Raw genomic sequence first — 15393 nt, forward strand, 5'->3', positions numbered from 1 at the left:
ATTGACACAAAATCGTTTCCTCTGTATAAAATCCCGCCTTAATAATGCGTTTCATTTGCATCAAAAAAAATTTTAATGAAGGGTAGCATTTCATGAAGAAGGTCATCTGCGCGTTAGGCCTGGCGATTGCGTCGGTCAGTTCTGCTCTGGCAACCACATATCCTCTGACGATTGAAAACTGTGGCTACAAAGAGACATTCGCTAAAGCGCCGGAACGCGTTGTGGCCCTGGGCCAGAACACCGTGGAAATTTTGCTCCTGCTGGGCCTTGAAGATAAGGTGAAGGCCAGCGCCTTCTGGCCGACAAAAGTGCTGCCGCAGCTGGCGGAACAGAATGCCAAAATCAAAACCCTGACGGTTGAAATTCCTACCCTTGAATCCATCCTTTCGCAAAATCCCGATTTTGTTCCTGCCCAGCTGCCGCTGCTGCTCGGGCCGGAAAGTAAGGTCGCAAAACGTGAAGATCTGGCCACCGTCGGCGTGAACAGCTATTTATCACCAGGCATGTGCGCCACCAAAAAGGCCGCAGGCGATATGTACGGCAGCCGCCAGAAGCTATGGGATATGACCTATCTCTATAAAGAGATTGAGGATCTCGCCAAAATCTTTAACGTTGAAGATCGCGGCCAGGCCGTCATTGCCGATTTCAAAAAACGCGAGGCCGACCTGCGTCAGGAATTTGGTAAAAACAAAAAAGATCTCTCGTTTGTCTTCTGGTTCTCAAGCGCCTCGCCTTCGGCGGATGCCTATGTCGGCGGGAAAAACAGCGCCTCCGGTTTTATTGCCAACGTGCTGGGCGGCCATAACGCCATTACCGCTGAGACCGAATGGCCAACCGTCGGCTGGGAAAGCATTATTGCCGCTAATCCGGATGTGATTGTGGTCTCCAGCCTGGACCGCAACCGCTGGGCGCTGGATAACGCGGAAGAGAAAATCAAATTCCTGAAAAGCGATCCGGCCGTGAGCCAGCTTGATGCCGTGAAGAAAGGCCATATCGTGGTGATGGACGGTCAGGCGATGAACCCGACGATTCGTACGATTTACGGTGCTGAGCAGGTGGGCGAGCAGCTCAGAAAGCTGGGGCTGAACTGATGACAGTTGCCGTACTTCAGGCCCGCCAGGGCCTGATCCTGACCACTTCTGCTCTTCTTGCTGTTATCCTGCTGTTTCTGGTGATTGCCCTTGGCGTCAGCGTCGGCGAGCTGTCGATTCCGCTGTCCAATGTCTTTTATGCTATCGGTAATAAGCTGGGGCTGACCGACGTTCCGCTCAACCGCATCTATGAGAGCGTTATCTGGGACTTCCGCCTGAGCCGCGCGCTGGTGGCGGCGTGCTGCGGGGCCGGTTTAGCCATCTGCGGCGCCGTGCTGCAAAGCCTGCTGAAAAACGCGCTGGCAGAACCTTACGTGCTCGGCGTGTCGGCGGGTGCTTCAACCGGGGCGGTGTCGGTCGTCGTTCTGGGCATCGGCACCGGCGCGGTATCGCTCTCTGCGGGCGCGTTTGCCGGGGCGTTCGCCGCCTTTGCGTTTGTCGCATTTCTGACGAACGGCGCGCGCGGGGGGAATGAACGTACCATTCTGGCAGGGGTTGCGGCCTCTCAGCTGTTCAACGCCATTACCGCCTATACCATCAGTACCTCCGCCAGCGCCCAGCAGGCGCGCGACGTGATGTTCTGGCTACTGGGCAGCTTTAGCGGCGTGCGATGGCCGGAATTCCAGCTGGCGCTGGTTGTCGTGCTGGCGGGCCTTGCCGTCTGCCTCTACTATTCCCGGGCGCTGGACGCCTTTACCTTTGGTGATGACGCCGCGGCCTCTTTAGGTATTGCCGTCCCGTGGGTTCGCCTGACGCTCTTTACCACTACCGCGCTAATTACCGCGACGATTGTCAGCATGGCGGGTTCAATCGGCTTTGTGGGGCTGGTGGTACCGCACGTTATGCGTTTCCTGTTCGGGCCGCTGCACCGCACGCTGCTGATTGCCAGCGCGCTGGCCGGGGCGATCCTGATGGTGCTGGCCGACATCGCCTCGCGGATGCTGATTGCGCCGCAAAGCCTCCCCGTCGGCGTAGTCACCGCGCTGGTGGGCGTGCCTTTCTTTGCCGTGATTATCTACCGTTCAAGGAATAAGTGATGAGTATCTGCGCTGAAAATATTACCTGGAAGGTCGGCAAAAAAGTTATCGTCAATGACGTCTCGCTGAAGGTTTCCCGGGGCGAAACCGTGGGTCTCCTTGGCCCTAACGGCTGCGGCAAATCGTCTCTTTTGCGTATCCTGGCTGGCCTGCGTCGCCCGGATGCGGGCAGCGTGACCCTGGACGGGCAGGACATTTCCCGCATCGCCAAAAAGCAGCTTGCCCGCCGGGTGGCGTTCGTTGAGCAGCACGGGATGACCGACGCCAATATGCGCGTGCGCGACGTGGTGAAACTCGGGCGTATTCCGCACCACTCCGCTTTTTCGAACTGGAGCGCGCAAGATGACGACACCGTCACCGCGGCTCTGCAGCGTGTCGATATGCTGGACCGCAGCGAGCAGGGCTGGCTGAGCCTCTCCGGCGGCGAGCGCCAGCGCGTACATATTGCCCGCGCGCTGGCCCAGACCCCAACGGAAATCCTGCTGGATGAACCGACCAACCACCTGGACATCCATCATCAGATGCAGCTGATGCAGTTGATCAGCGAATTACCTGTTACCAGCATTGTCGCCATCCACGATCTCAACCACGCCTCAATGTTCTGCGACTCGCTGATTGTGATGCAGAAAGGGCAAATTGTGGCGACCGGAACACCGCAGGACATTTTATCCGAGTCGTTGCTCTGGGAGGTCTTCAGAGTCAAAACCAAAATTGAGATCTCGCCGTTCCATGGCAAAAAGCACATTCACTTTATCGTGTAGGGACGAGTGATCGACAATGCCCCTTCGCCCCGCCACCACGCTCTGGCCACCCGTTTTACTGGGTAGTCAGTTTGTTTTTAACATTGGGTTTTACGCCGTCGTTCCCTTCCTGGCGATATTTCTGCGCGACGACATGCTGCTCTCCGGCGGGCTTATCGGGCTGATCCTGGGCCTGCGCACGTTCTCGCAACAGGGGATGTTTATCGTTGGCGGGGCACTCTCGGACCGGTTTGGCGCGAAAGGGGTTATCCTCAGCGGCTGTATAGTTCGTGTTTCGGGCTATCTGCTACTGGCCTTCGGGGGATCGCTGTGGCCGATTATTCTGGGCGCGTGTCTGACGGGCGTCGGTGGCGCGTTATTTTCTCCCTCAATTGAGGCTCTGCTGGCAAAAGCGGGCACACACAGTGAGGCGAAAGGCAAACGAAGCCGCGCGGAGTGGTTTGCGCTCTTTGCCGTCTGCGGAGAGCTCGGCGCGGTACTAGGCCCGGTTGCTGGCGCCCTGCTAACGGGGCTTGGCTTCCGCCAGGTGGCGCTGGCGGGTGCAGGCGTCTTTATCATTGCGTTACTGGTGCTTTACTTCTGTCTGCCTGCTGCTGGACACCGTTCACAGAAGATTAAAATAGTGCCCTGGTGGACGACGTTCCGCCAGCCGCGCTTTGTCGCCTTTATCATTGCGTACAGCTCCTGGCTGTTAAGCTACAACCAGCTCTATCTGGCGCTGCCGGTAGAGATCCAGCGCTCCGGCGGTAACGAGAAAGATCTCGGCCCGCTTTTTATGCTGGCCTCCGTTCTGATCATTACCTTACAGCTGCCGCTGGCGCGTTTCGCCCGTCGCGTGGGCGCGGTGAACATTCTGCCGGTGGGCTTTTTGCTGCTTTCCGCCGCCTTCGCGAGCGTGGCAATGTTCGCGGCAACAGTACCGCCTGAAGGCTGGCTGCGGCTTCTGCCCTCGGTCTCGTTTGTCACGCTGCTGACGCTGGGACAGATGCTGCTGGTGCCGTCGGCAAAAGATCTCATTCCGCGGTTCGCCGAGGAATCAACGCTGGGCGCGCACTACGGCGCACTCTCCACCGCCGGAGGCATTGCGGTACTGGCCGGAAACCTGTTGTTTGGCAGCCTGCTGGATCGCGCGCTGGTGCCTTCAACGCAGGCAATGTATCCCTGGCTGCTGCTGGCGCTCTTTCCACTCTGCAGCGCGCTGGCCATGAATGTGATTTGCCGCCCGCTACGAAGCTGAACGGCTTATTTTTTCGGACGATACTTTTCCGGCAGTTCCGGCACCGGACGACGGTCATCCATCAGATGACGGACGGTCAGAATGGGGTGTCGCCATAACATACGCGGGCCTGCCCAGCGCATAATCTGCTTCATCTCTTCACGTCTGGCAGGCTGGTAGCAGTGCACCGGGCATTGTTTACAGGCGGGCTTTTCTTCACCAAAAACACACTTATCCAGGCGCTTATCGGCATACGCGTTGAGCGCCCGATAATGCCCCGCTTCCTGAGAAGCCTGTGGACACTGCTTTTCGTACAACGCGATCATTTTCGCGATGGTCTCTTTTTCACGTGATATGCGTTTACCGGTCATAGCGACTTACCGAACAATAAGATGCATCAATAGTACACTTTTACACGCTGAATTTCAGGTGTTGCATTCCGTTTTCTGAAGCCTGATTCCACTATTACCCCTGCGCCCGCTAAAAATCACTGGTATTTTATACAGGCATCAGGAATGACCGTTGTCCGTATAGTCTGGAGACCCTATGAAAGAGATCGCGATCGGCAAACCCTACCGCCATTTAAAAGTGGGATATTTCAGAAAACGTCACGAGGATCGAAAAACGAAGATTCCAAAGCGGTACAGCGTGCATGCGGCGCTGAGCTTAAAAGGCGACTGGCTTGAAAAAGCGGGCTTTACCACCAACTCCCGGGTCAGGGTGGGCGTAGAGCATGGAAAAATTGTCATCGAATTAATGTCGGAAGGCACCTCGTAAAGCCGCCACATTTTTCTGCGCCGGACCTTTTTTTCATGCGACAATAGAAGGAACAAACGGCCACTGAGCCGCTCAAAACGGTTTATTTTCAAAGAAATGGACATCATAACTCCATGAGCACAATCGACAATTTCGACGCACATACGCCAATGATGCAGCAGTATCTGAAGCTGAAGGCACAGCATCCGGAAATCCTGCTGTTTTACCGTATGGGCGATTTTTACGAGCTGTTTTATGACGATGCTAAGCGTGCATCGCAGCTGCTCGACATCTCGCTGACCAAACGTGGCGCATCGGCAGGCGAGCCCATTCCGATGGCCGGCATCCCGCACCATGCTGTTGAAAACTATCTGGCCAAGCTGGTGAATCAGGGCGAGTCCGTCGCTATTTGCGAGCAGATCGGCGACCCGGCAACCTCGAAAGGCCCGGTTGAGCGCAAAGTCGTACGCATCGTCACGCCAGGCACCATCAGTGATGAAGCCCTGCTTCAGGAGCGCCAGGATAACCTGCTGGCAGCGCTGTGGCAGGATGGCAAAGGGTTTGGCTATGCCACGCTGGACATCAGCTCCGGGCGTTTTCGCCTGAGTGAGCCGGCCGATCGTGAAACGATGGCTGCCGAACTGCAGCGCACCAACCCGGCAGAGCTGCTCTACGCCGAAGACTTCGCCGAAATGGCGCTGATTGAAGGCCGTCGCGGATTGCGCCGCCGCCCGCTGTGGGAATTCGAAATTGATACCGCCCGCCAGCAACTGAACCTGCAGTTTGGCACCCGCGATCTGATTGGCTTTGGAGTGGAAAACGCTCCGCGCGGGCTGTGTGCCGCAGGTTGCCTCCTGCAGTACGTGAAAGACACCCAGCGCACCGCCCTGCCGCATATCCGTTCTATCACCATGGAGCGCCAGCAGGACAGCATCATCATGGATGCCGCCACGCGCCGTAACCTTGAGATCACCCAGAACCTGGCGGGTGGCGTTGAAAACACGCTCGCGTCGGTGCTCGACAGTACGGTAACGCCAATGGGCAGCCGCATGCTGAAACGCTGGCTGCATATGCCGATTCGCGATACCGATACGCTGGTTTGCCGCCAGCAGACGATTGCTGCGTTGCAGGATCGCTATACCGAACTGCAGCCTGTCCTGCGTCAGGTAGGCGATCTGGAACGTATTCTTGCCCGTCTGGCATTGCGCACCGCGCGCCCGCGCGACCTCGCGCGGATGCGGCATGCTTTCCAGCAGCTGCCGGAGCTGCGTGCTCAGCTGAGCGACGTTGACAGCGCGCCGGTACAGAAACTTCGTGAAACCATGGGCGAATTTACCGAGCTTCGCGAACTGCTGGAGCGCGCCATTATCGATGCGCCTCCGGTTCTGGTGCGCGATGGCGGCGTGATTGCTCCAGGCTACAACGAAGAGCTGGACGAATGGCGCGCGCTGGCCGACGGCGCGACGGACTATCTCGATAAGCTGGAAATCCGCGAACGCGAGCGTCTTGGGCTCGACACACTGAAAGTGGGATATAACGCGGTACACGGTTACTACATTCAGATCAGCCGCGGGCAAAGCCACCTGGCGCCGATTCACTACGTCCGTCGCCAGACGTTGAAAAACGCCGAACGCTACATCATTCCCGAGCTGAAAGAGTACGAGGACAAAGTGCTCACCTCGAAAGGTAAAGCCCTGGCGCTGGAAAAACAGCTGTATGACGAGCTGTTTGACATGCTGATGCCGCACCTGGCCGACCTGCAGCTGAGCGCCAGCGCGCTGGCGGAGCTGGACGTGCTGGTGAACCTGGCAGAACGCGCGGAAACGCTGAACTATACCTGCCCAACCTTTACCGACAAGCCTGGCATTCGCATCACTGAAGGCCGTCACCCGGTAGTTGAGCAGGTGCTGAACGAACCGTTCATTGCCAACCCGCTGAGCCTGTCGCCACAGAGAAGAATGCTGATCATTACCGGCCCGAACATGGGCGGTAAAAGTACCTACATGCGCCAGACGGCGCTGATTGCTTTGCTCGCGTATATCGGCAGCTACGTCCCGGCGCAAAAAGTGGAGATTGGCCCCATCGACCGTATCTTCACCCGCGTTGGGGCAGCGGACGATCTGGCGAGCGGTCGCTCAACCTTTATGGTCGAGATGACCGAAACGGCTAACATTCTGCATAACGCGACGGAGCACAGCCTGGTGCTGATGGATGAGGTAGGACGCGGAACCTCAACCTATGACGGCCTGTCGCTGGCCTGGGCCTGTGCTGAAAGCCTCGCAAATAAAATCAAGGCCATGACGCTGTTCGCCACCCACTACTTCGAACTGACGCAGCTGCCGGAGAAAATGGAAGGCGTGGCTAACGTTCATCTTGATGCACTTGAGCACGGCGACACCATCGCCTTTATGCACACGGTGCAGGATGGCGCGGCGAGCAAGAGCTATGGCCTTGCCGTCGCGGCGCTGGCAGGGGTACCAAAAGAGGTGATCAAGCGCGCTCGCCAGAAGCTGCGTGAGCTGGAAAGCCTCTCGCCGAATGCGGCAGCCACGCAGATCGATGGCACCCAGATGTCGCTGTTGGCGCCAGCGGAAGAAACATCGCCTGCGGTGGAAGCGCTGGAGAACCTAGACCCGGATTCACTGACGCCGCGTCAGGCGCTGGAGTGGATTTATCGGTTGAAGAGTCTGGTTTAGTTTTCTGCGGTCTGTTTTGTCGGGTGGCGGCTACGCCTTACCCGACCTACAAAACCCGTAGGCCCGGTAAGCGCAGCGCCACCGGGCTTATTTTTACAACAGCGGCGGGATCGTCGGCACCTGCGGTGCTTCATCAATATCCTTCTGCGTCATGCGGAACGCTTCCGGGTAATGCTCGCGGCTGGTACGACGCAGCGGTTCGGTATCGCGCCAGGTATAAAGACAATGCTGGCACTGGTAAACGGTCCAGACCCCTTTCACCGGTGACGTCGCCATCACTTCAATATGCTCATCGGCACAACGTGGACAAATCATCTTTTCCTCCTTATTGGCGTGCTGCCAGCATCGCGGTCAGTTTTTCAGCCCAGGCTTTAGTTTCAGGCAGATCCTGTACCGGCTGGCTGTAGTGGCCACGGGTGTCCGGTGCAACAGGCGTGGTGGCATCAATAATCAGTTTGTCGGTAATGCCCGCCGGGCTGGAGCCTGGGTCGAGTTCAAGCACCGACATGTTCGGCAGCTGCACCAGATCCCCTGCCGGATTGACCTTCGATGAGAGCGCCCACATCACCTGCGGGAGGTTGAACGGATCGACATCCTCATCCACCATAATCACCATCTTCACGTAGCCCAGACCGTGCGGCGTGGTCATGGCGCGTAAACCGACCGCGCGGGCAAAACCACCGTAGCGTTTTTTGGTGGAGATAATTGCCAGCAGACCGTGGGTGTACATCGCGTTCACCGCCTGCACTTCCGGGAATTCCGCCTTCAGCTGCTGGTAAAGCGGCACGCAGGTGGCTGGTCCCATCAGATAGTCAATCTCGGTCCACGGCATGCCAAGGTAAAGGGATTCGAAGATCGGTTTGGTGCGGTAAGAAACTTTGTCGATACGGACCACCGTCATATTACGGCCACCGGAATAGTGTCCGGTAAACTCGCCGAACGGCCCTTCGATTTCACGTTTGCGGCCTTCAATCACCCCTTCCAGGATCACTTCAGACCCCCACGGCACGTCGAAGCCGGTCAGCGGCGCGGTGGCAATCGGGTACGGGCTTTCGCGCAGCGCGCCGGCCATTTCATACTCAGACTGATCGTATTTCAGCGGCGTGGCGCCCATCAGGGTGATGATCGGGTCGTTGCCGAGAGTAATCGCGATCGGCAGATCTTGCCCGCGCTCTTCCGCTTTGTGCAGATGGAGGGCGATATCGTGCATCGGTACCGGCTGCAGGCCGAGCTTGCGCTTGCCCTTGACCTCCATGCGGTAGATCCCGACGTTCTGCTTGCCGAAATGGTCCGGGTCGAGCGGATCGCGCGAGACAACGCACGCTTTATCGAGATAAAAACCGCCGTCACCGTCGTTCAGGCGAAACAGCGGCAGGATATCGAACAGGTTAATGTCTTCACCGTCGACGGTATTTTGCGCCCAGGCCGGGTTAGCGCGGCGCTCCGGCGTAACGGGGAATTTGTCCCAGCGGCGAATAAACTCGTCGATCTGTTTTTTTACCGGGGTATTCGCTGGCAGCCCCATCGAAATGGCGTGGTTTTGCCACGAGCCGATGGTGTTCATCACCACGCGGGCATCGGTAAAGCCACGAATATTGTCGAACCACAGCGCGGGCGCGCCGTCCCCAATACGGCCTGTGGCGTTGGCTGCCGCCGCCAGATCCGGCTCCGCATTCACCTCTTCCTCAATTTTCAGCAGTTGCCCTTGCTCATCGAGCGCCTGCAGGAAGCTTCTCAAATCATCAAATGCCATCTTTGTTCTCCTGTGAAAAATGTTTCGCCTCCCGCAACCCGTTCCATCGGCGCGCCTTTTTGTGCTCCAGACCAAACTGGTCGAGCACACGGGTTACGATATGCTGGGTGATGTCATCGGCGGTTTGCGGGTGGTTGTAATACGCAGGCATGGGCGGCACCATCGCCACGCCCATGCGGGAAAGCGCCAGCATGTTCTCCAGATGAATGGTGCTGAGCGGCGTTTCGCGGGGAACGAGCACCAGCTTACGCCCCTCTTTCAGCACCACATCTGCCGCACGGCCCACCAGCCCTTCGGCGTAGCCCGCGCGGATCCCCGCCAGCGTTTTCATGCTGCAGGGAATGACGATCATGCCGTCGGTGCGAAACGAGCCGGAGGAGATGGTGGCGGCCTGGTCAGCCGGGCTGTGAACAACGTCAGCCAACGCAGCAACGTCCTGCACGCTGTAAGGCGTTTCCAGCTCAATGGTTGTTTTTGCCCACTTCGACATGACCAGATGGGTCTCCACCTCCGGCATTTCCCTCAGCGCCTGCAGCAGCGCCACGCCCAGCGGAGCCCCCGTTGCTCCTGTCATTCCCACGATCAATCTCATTCATCACCTCAATCAATTTGTTCGTGTACGAACATTGTAGATAAACTACTCCCGGATCGCTCTACTGACAAGATTGTTCGTACACGATCACACTAATTGCTAAAAAATCCCGCATTATCATCCCGGGCTTTAGCGGCTATCATAGGGGGTGATTTTTTCTGTCGGAGTGTTCATGGAACTAAGACAAGAGGCGTTCCACCTGTTACGTCAGCTTTTTCAACAGCATACCGCTAAGTGGCAACATGCCCTGCCGGAACTGACCAAGCCGCAGTATGCGGTTATGCGCTCCATTGCCGAGCACCCGGGCATTGAGCAGGTGGCATTGACTGAAGTGGCGGTCAGCACGAAGGCGACTCTGGCGGAGATGCTCAGCCGAATGGAGGCGCGCGGGCTGGTCAAACGCGAGCACGATCCCGCAGATAAGCGCCGCCGGTTTGTCTTCCTGACGCCGGAAGGCGAAGCCCTGCTTGCAGACTGCCAGCCGGTCGGCAACGAGGTGGATGAGGCGTTTTTAGGGCGTCTTAATAAGGCCGAACGGGAGCAGTTCTCTGCGCTCATCAAAAAGATGATGCACGATTAATTGACGCTGGTGCGCATAAAATCGATAAAGGTGCGCACTTTCGCGGGCACATGCCGGGCATCGGGATAAACCGCGTAGATGCCCTGCCGCGCAAAGGTATAGCCCGGTAAAACCGGGATCAGTTTTCCCGCATCAAGCGCATCGCGCACCAGCCATTCAGGCAGTAACGCCACGCCACTTCCCGCGAGCGCAAAGGCCATAAGCGCCTGAGCACTGTCGGCAAACAGGCGCGGCGCTTTTTTTATCTCCAGCATTTCAGGCGCACCGCTGGCATCTTTCACCTGCCAGCGCAGCGGCGAAGCTAAGCGCTCGTGAATAATCCAGTCGGCGTGCGCCAGCTGCTCAAGCGATTCAACCGGATGATTAACCCGCCACTCGGGCGTCGCGACGGGCAGGATAGAAAAATGTGAAATCAATGCGGCGTGGTAGCGTGAATCGGTAAGCGTTCCCAACCGGATAGCCACGTCAAAGCGCTCTGAGATAAGGTCGGCATGGAGTGAAGACGAAACATGACGCACGCGAAGCTCCGGGTGCATCTGGCTAAACCTGGCCAGCAACGGTACCACGACCCGTGAACCGTACTCAGGCGTGGTGGTGATCCGCAATTCACCCGTGAGTCCCGCATGATTCGCGCGAACATCATCCTGCAGCCGTTCTGCGTCCTTCAGAAGCGCCACGCTGCGCTGATGAAAAAGCGCTCCCGCCTCGGTTAACGTCAGGCGGCGGGTGGAGCGCAGCAGCAGCGTAACCCCCAGCTCGGCTTCGAGCTGGCGAATATTGAAGCTGACCACGGCTTTTGTCAGGCCCAGCGCATCGGCTGCGGCAGTAAAGCTGCCGGTATCGGCCACCGCAACAAACATCTGCGTCCGCTGTAGGTTAATCATCCTCACGCCTTTTACTGTAAAAATTTTTTTGACAGTATATCGCGCTTTGTCAGGTTTATCCGTACTTCCGGGGCCGATACGATACGCCACCTCACGGGAGGATCCACCATGACGTATCGCAGTAAAGTCGCCGCTGTCTATCTGCTGGGCTTTTTTCTTGATTTGATCAACATGTTTATTGCCAGCGTCGCCTTTCCGGCGATGGCACATGCCCTTAACGCCACGCCTTCAGCGCTTGCCTGGGTGAGTAACGGGTACATTGCCGGCCTGACGCTGGCGATCCCGTTCAGCAGCATGCTCACGCGCCGCGTCGGACCAAAGCGCGTCATCCTGCTCTCGCTTTTTCTGTTCAGCGCGGCTTCTGCTGCGGCAGGCTTGTCTGCAACGCTGGAAAGTCTGATTGCCTGGCGCGTGCTACAGGGCGTGGGCGGAGGCTTACTCATCCCCGTCGGACAGGCGCTGACCTGGCAACAGTTTCAGCCTCACGAGCGTGCCAGACTCTCCTCGGCGGTGATGCTGGTGGCGCTGCTTGCTCCCGCCTGTTCCCCTGCGCTCGGAGGCGTGCTGGTAGAGGCAGTGAGCTGGCGCTGGATATTTTTCGCCACGCTCCCGGTGGCCATCGTGACCTTTGTGCTGGCCTGCCTGTGGCTTAAACACGAAATACCCGCGATGAAAGCGGCCAGACTGCTCAACCTGCGGTTGCTCGCGGACCCGCTTTTGCGTTTTTCTATGCTTGTCTATTTATGCGTGCCCGGCATGTTTATTGGGGTGAACGTTACGGGCATGTTTTATCTTCAGCACGAGGCGAACATGAGCCCAGCCGCAGCGGGAATGCTCATGCTGCCCTGGTCCGTGGCATCGTTTATCGCCATCACGGCGACGGGACGCTATTTTAACCGTATCGGCCCCCAGCCGCTGATTGTCATCGGCTGCCTGCTGCAGGCGACGGGTATCCTGATTTTGATTCACGTCAGCTCGGCTACGCTGCTTCCTGCCGCTGCGTTTACCCTGATGGGCGCGGGGGGAAGCCTGTGCAGCAGTACAGCTCAGAGCAGCGCTTTTCTGACGATGCGCCGGGAAGAGATGCCGGATGCCAGCGCGCTGTGGAATCTCAATCGTCAGCTGAGCTTTTTTGCCGGCGCCCTGCTGCTGGCAGAGGCCCTGAGTCTGGCGCAGAGTTATCTGGCACCGCTCGCCGCCTGGCACGGGATGTTTATTTTTGCCGCAGGCATGACCTTGCTGCCTGTACTGTACGTTTTTCGTCTTAACAATACGCAGCTGCTGACCCAGCTGCGACAGGAGAATTTATGACGCCTTTCGAACACGAGATTATCGACCTCCACATTGCGCTTGAAGACTGGTTAGGCAAAGGTGAAGGCGATTCCGACGCCCTGCTCGCCCGCTTTCGTCCAGATTTTCTGATGATCCCGCCGGGCGGCGTCCATGTCGACTATGACGGCCTTGTGGGCTTTCTGCACAGTCAGCGCGGAAGCCGTCCCGGACTGAAGATCGTTATTGATGAATTAACGACGCGACAGGCGTGGCCCCACGGCGCGGTGCTGCACTACCGGGAGACGCAAACCCGGCCAGACCTGCCCGTCAACGTGCGCTGGTCGACCGCGGTGCTCAGTCAGGAAGGCGACAAAATAACGTGGCGTCTGCTGCACGAAACGGCGGCACAGCCGTAACACAAAAGAAAAAGGCCCGTCTCACGACGGGCCTTTTTTGACGAAAGGTTGCTTATTCGCGGAACAGCGCTTCGATATTCAGACCTTGCCCCTGCAGGATTTCACGCAGGCGGCGCAGACCTTCTACCTGAATCTGACGAACACGTTCACGGGTCAGGCCAATTTCGCGGCCGACGTCTTCCAGTGTCGCAGCTTCATACCCCAGTAAACCGAAACGACGTGCCAGCACTTCACGCTGTTTGGCGTTCAGTTCGAACAGCCATTTGACGATGCTCTGCTTCATGTCGTCGTCCTGCGTGGTGTCTTCCGGACCGTTGTCTTTTTCATCGGCCAGGATGTCCAGCAGCGCTTTTTCGGAGTCGCCACCCAGAGGGGTGTCAACGGAGGTAATGCGCTCGTTGAGACGCAGCATACGGCTTACGTCATCAACTGGTTTGTCGAGTTGTTCGGCAATTTCTTCTGCGCTTGGCTCGTGGTCCAGTTTATGGGACAACTCGCGCGCGGTACGCAGATAGACGTTCAACTCTTTGACGATGTGGATCGGCAGGCGGATCGTACGGGTCTGGTTCATAATAGCCCGTTCGATGGTCTGACGAATCCACCAGGTCGCGTAGGTTGAGAAACGGAACCCGCGTTCCGGGTCAAACTTCTCAACTGCGCGGATGAGACCTAAGTTGCCCTCTTCAATCAGATCCAGCAGAGCCAGACCACGATTGCCGTAACGGCGGGCAATTTTCACGACCAGTCGCAGGTTACTTTCAATCATGCGACGACGCGAGGCAACATCACCACGCAAAGCACGACGTGCGAAATAGACTTCTTCTTCGGCCGTTAGCAGTGGGGAGTAACCAATCTCCCCAAGGTAAAGCTGAGTCGCGTCCAGTACACGCTGTGTGGCGCCCTGCGATAACAGCTCTTCTTCAGCCAAATCGTTATCACTGGGTTCCTCTTCTACTAAGGCTTTTTCGTCAAAAGCCTCTGCTCCGTTCTCATCAAATTCCGCGTCTTCATTTAAATCATGAACTTTCAGCGTATTCTGACTCATAAGGTGGCTCCTACCCGTGATCCCTGAACGAGACACCCTGGCTGGCATGCCCCGTCAATTTATCGCTGCGGCAAATACTGCAGCGGGTTTACGGATTTCCCCTTGTAACGAATTTCAAAATGCAAGCGTGTAGAACTGGTTCCGGTGCTACCCATGGTAGCGATTTTTTGCCCCGCCTTAACTTCTTGTTGTTCCCGGACCAGCATTGTGTCGTTATGGGCGTAGGCACTCAGGTAATCATCATTATGTTTGATGATAATAAGATTACCGTAACCGCGCAGAGCGTTACCGGCATACACAACGCGTCCGTCTGCGGTCGCGATGATAGCCTGTCCTTTACTGCCTGCGATATCGATCCCTTTGTTTCCACCCTCAGAGGTTGCGAAGTTCTCGATAATCTTGCCGTCGGTTGGCCAGCGCCATGCGGTGATGGACGAACTGGCATTCTGACTGCTTGCAGTCGGTTCAGTAGAGCTAACCACAGGTGCCGTGGTCGGTGCTGTGACAACAGTCGCAGTCCCTTTATTATTCGGCAACATTTTGTTAGCAGTCTGATCACCTGAATCCTCAGAATACGTAATTACAGGTTGTGAAGCAACCACCGTGGTGGATTTTTGTGCAGGCTTAACGCTGTTATTTTGAGCCGTCACGTCGGCCGCTGAAACCGTGTTGCCAGGCGTCAGAGGCGTACCCGTTGCGTTGCCCACCTGGAGCGTTTGGCCAACTTCCAGAGCATACGGGGCCTGGACGTTATTGCGCTGCGCGAGGTCACGGAAATCGTTCCCGGTGATCCAGGCAATGTAGAACAGCGTATCGCCGCGCTTCACGGTATAGGTGCTGCCGCCGGTATAGCTGCCTTTCGGAATGTTCCCATACTGGCGGTTATAGACTATGCGGCCATTTTGGGTCTGAACAGGCTGTTCAACTGGCTGAATCTGCGTTGGCTGTGTAACAGGATGTTGCACAGGCTGAATTTGTGGTGTTTGCTGCGGCGCAGCAGTGCCCATTTTAGGCGGAGGCGTGATCAACATTCCGCTGGACGTGTTACCGGAGCCGCTGTTTCCGCCGACGGAACTGACGGGCGCAGGCGCGTTGTTGGAACTTGTACAGCCTGCCAGCCAGAGCGAAACCAGTGATAATGCCGCAACACGGCTGATGGTGAATTTAGGGCTTCCCGCGCTCATTTATCCCCCAGGAATGTGTTAACTACCAGTGACTTAAAATTTACCGTGATGACACGAATCTTTCGCGCCACACCATACGCTGAATTTGCCTTAATAACCCTGGATAAATC

Annotated in this window: 16 protein-coding genes; 9 read left to right on the plus strand and 7 right to left on the minus strand. The window is 57.1% G+C overall.

From position 1 onward, the window contains the following. Positions 1-92 precede the first annotated feature (92 nt). The 4 genes from HBM95_18250 to HBM95_18265 are packed head-to-tail and all read left to right on the plus strand — an operon-like array spanning position 93 to position 4126. Entirely contained in the window at positions 93-1091 is a 999-nt protein-coding gene (locus HBM95_18250) for an ABC transporter substrate-binding protein (GenBank protein ID NIH44850.1), read from the plus strand. Then, complete coding sequence (locus tag HBM95_18255; GenBank protein ID NIH44851.1) at positions 1091-2128, plus strand: iron ABC transporter permease; 1038 nt, start codon at positions 1091-1093, stop codon at positions 2126-2128. Before HBM95_18250 ends, HBM95_18255 begins: the two co-directional genes overlap by 1 nt. Continuing rightward, positions 2128-2889 carry an ABC transporter ATP-binding protein gene (locus HBM95_18260; protein ID NIH44852.1) on the plus strand — a complete coding sequence of 254 codons (762 nt, stop codon included), beginning with the start codon at positions 2128-2130 and terminating at the stop codon, positions 2887-2889. Before HBM95_18255 ends, HBM95_18260 begins: the two co-directional genes overlap by 1 nt. A 16-nt stretch (positions 2890-2905) precedes the next feature. Further along, positions 2906-4126 (plus strand): MFS transporter, encoded by a 1221-nt coding sequence (locus HBM95_18265; protein NIH44853.1) that lies wholly within the window; start codon positions 2906-2908, stop codon positions 4124-4126. A 5-nt stretch (positions 4127-4131) separates the two neighbouring features. Here the strand turns inward: HBM95_18265 and HBM95_18270 are convergent, their stop codons facing one another. Beyond that, complete coding sequence (locus tag HBM95_18270) at positions 4132-4476, minus strand: nitrous oxide-stimulated promoter family protein (protein ID NIH44854.1); 345 nt, start codon at positions 4474-4476, stop codon at positions 4132-4134. Between the two features lie 175 nt (positions 4477-4651). On the opposite strand from HBM95_18270, the gene HBM95_18275 reads away from it, so the two are divergent. Then, a complete protein-coding gene (locus tag HBM95_18275) occupies positions 4652-4882 on the plus strand; it encodes a type I toxin-antitoxin system SymE family toxin (GenBank protein NIH44855.1) in 231 nt (76 codons plus the stop codon). A gap of 113 nt (positions 4883-4995) precedes the next feature. After that, positions 4996-7557, plus strand: coding sequence for a DNA mismatch repair protein MutS (gene mutS, locus HBM95_18280; protein NIH44856.1), 2562 nt, complete (start codon positions 4996-4998; stop codon positions 7555-7557). Positions 7558-7650: 93 nt separating this feature from the next. Here the strand turns inward: mutS and HBM95_18285 are convergent, their stop codons facing one another. The 3 genes from HBM95_18285 to HBM95_18295 are packed head-to-tail and all read right to left on the minus strand — an operon-like array spanning position 7651 to position 9902. Further along, positions 7651-7872, minus strand: coding sequence for a hypothetical protein (locus tag HBM95_18285; protein NIH44857.1), 222 nt, complete (start codon positions 7870-7872; stop codon positions 7651-7653). 10 nt (positions 7873-7882) lie between these two features. Next, complete coding sequence (locus tag HBM95_18290; protein ID NIH44858.1) at positions 7883-9310, minus strand: UbiD family decarboxylase; 1428 nt, start codon at positions 9308-9310, stop codon at positions 7883-7885. Next, positions 9300-9902 (minus strand): UbiX family flavin prenyltransferase, encoded by a 603-nt coding sequence (locus tag HBM95_18295; protein NIH44859.1) that lies wholly within the window; start codon positions 9900-9902, stop codon positions 9300-9302. Before HBM95_18295 ends, HBM95_18290 begins: the two co-directional genes overlap by 11 nt. Positions 9903-10074: 172 nt before the next feature. Between HBM95_18295 and HBM95_18300 the strand changes: the two genes are divergently transcribed. Next, positions 10075-10482, plus strand: coding sequence for a MarR family transcriptional regulator (locus HBM95_18300; protein NIH44860.1), 408 nt, complete (start codon positions 10075-10077; stop codon positions 10480-10482). Here the strand turns inward: HBM95_18300 and HBM95_18305 are convergent. After that, positions 10479-11366 carry a LysR family transcriptional regulator gene (locus HBM95_18305; protein NIH44861.1) on the minus strand — a complete coding sequence of 296 codons (888 nt, stop codon included), beginning with the start codon at positions 11364-11366 and terminating at the stop codon, positions 10479-10481. The two genes, HBM95_18300 and HBM95_18305, sit on opposite strands and share 4 nt — an antisense overlap. A 108-nt stretch (positions 11367-11474) precedes the next feature. On the opposite strand from HBM95_18305, the gene HBM95_18310 reads away from it, so the two are divergent. Both HBM95_18310 and HBM95_18315 read left to right on the plus strand, forming a co-directional pair. After that, the gene (locus tag HBM95_18310) at positions 11475-12677 is read left to right on the plus strand and encodes a multidrug efflux MFS transporter (GenBank protein NIH44862.1); all 1203 of its coding nucleotides are present in this window, start codon (positions 11475-11477) and stop codon (positions 12675-12677) included. Beyond that, a complete protein-coding gene (locus HBM95_18315) occupies positions 12674-13054 on the plus strand; it encodes a DUF4440 domain-containing protein (protein NIH44863.1) in 381 nt (126 codons plus the stop codon). The genes HBM95_18310 and HBM95_18315 overlap by 4 nt, the downstream gene beginning before the upstream one ends. A gap of 52 nt (positions 13055-13106) precedes the next feature. Here the strand turns inward: HBM95_18315 and rpoS are convergent, their stop codons facing one another. Together rpoS and nlpD are read right to left on the minus strand one after the other, a co-directional pair. Continuing rightward, on the minus strand, positions 13107-14099 hold the full coding sequence (gene rpoS, locus HBM95_18320; GenBank protein ID NIH44864.1) for an RNA polymerase sigma factor RpoS: 993 nt from the start codon (positions 14097-14099) through the stop codon (positions 13107-13109). A gap of 59 nt (positions 14100-14158) precedes the next feature. Beyond that, entirely contained in the window at positions 14159-15283 is a 1125-nt protein-coding gene (gene nlpD / locus HBM95_18325; GenBank protein NIH44865.1) for a murein hydrolase activator NlpD, read from the minus strand. Positions 15284-15393: the final 110 nt, after the last annotated feature.

The sequence above is a fragment of the Enterobacter asburiae genome (assembly GCA_011754535.1).
GTDB lineage: Bacteria > Pseudomonadota > Gammaproteobacteria > Enterobacterales > Enterobacteriaceae > Enterobacter > Enterobacter cloacae_N.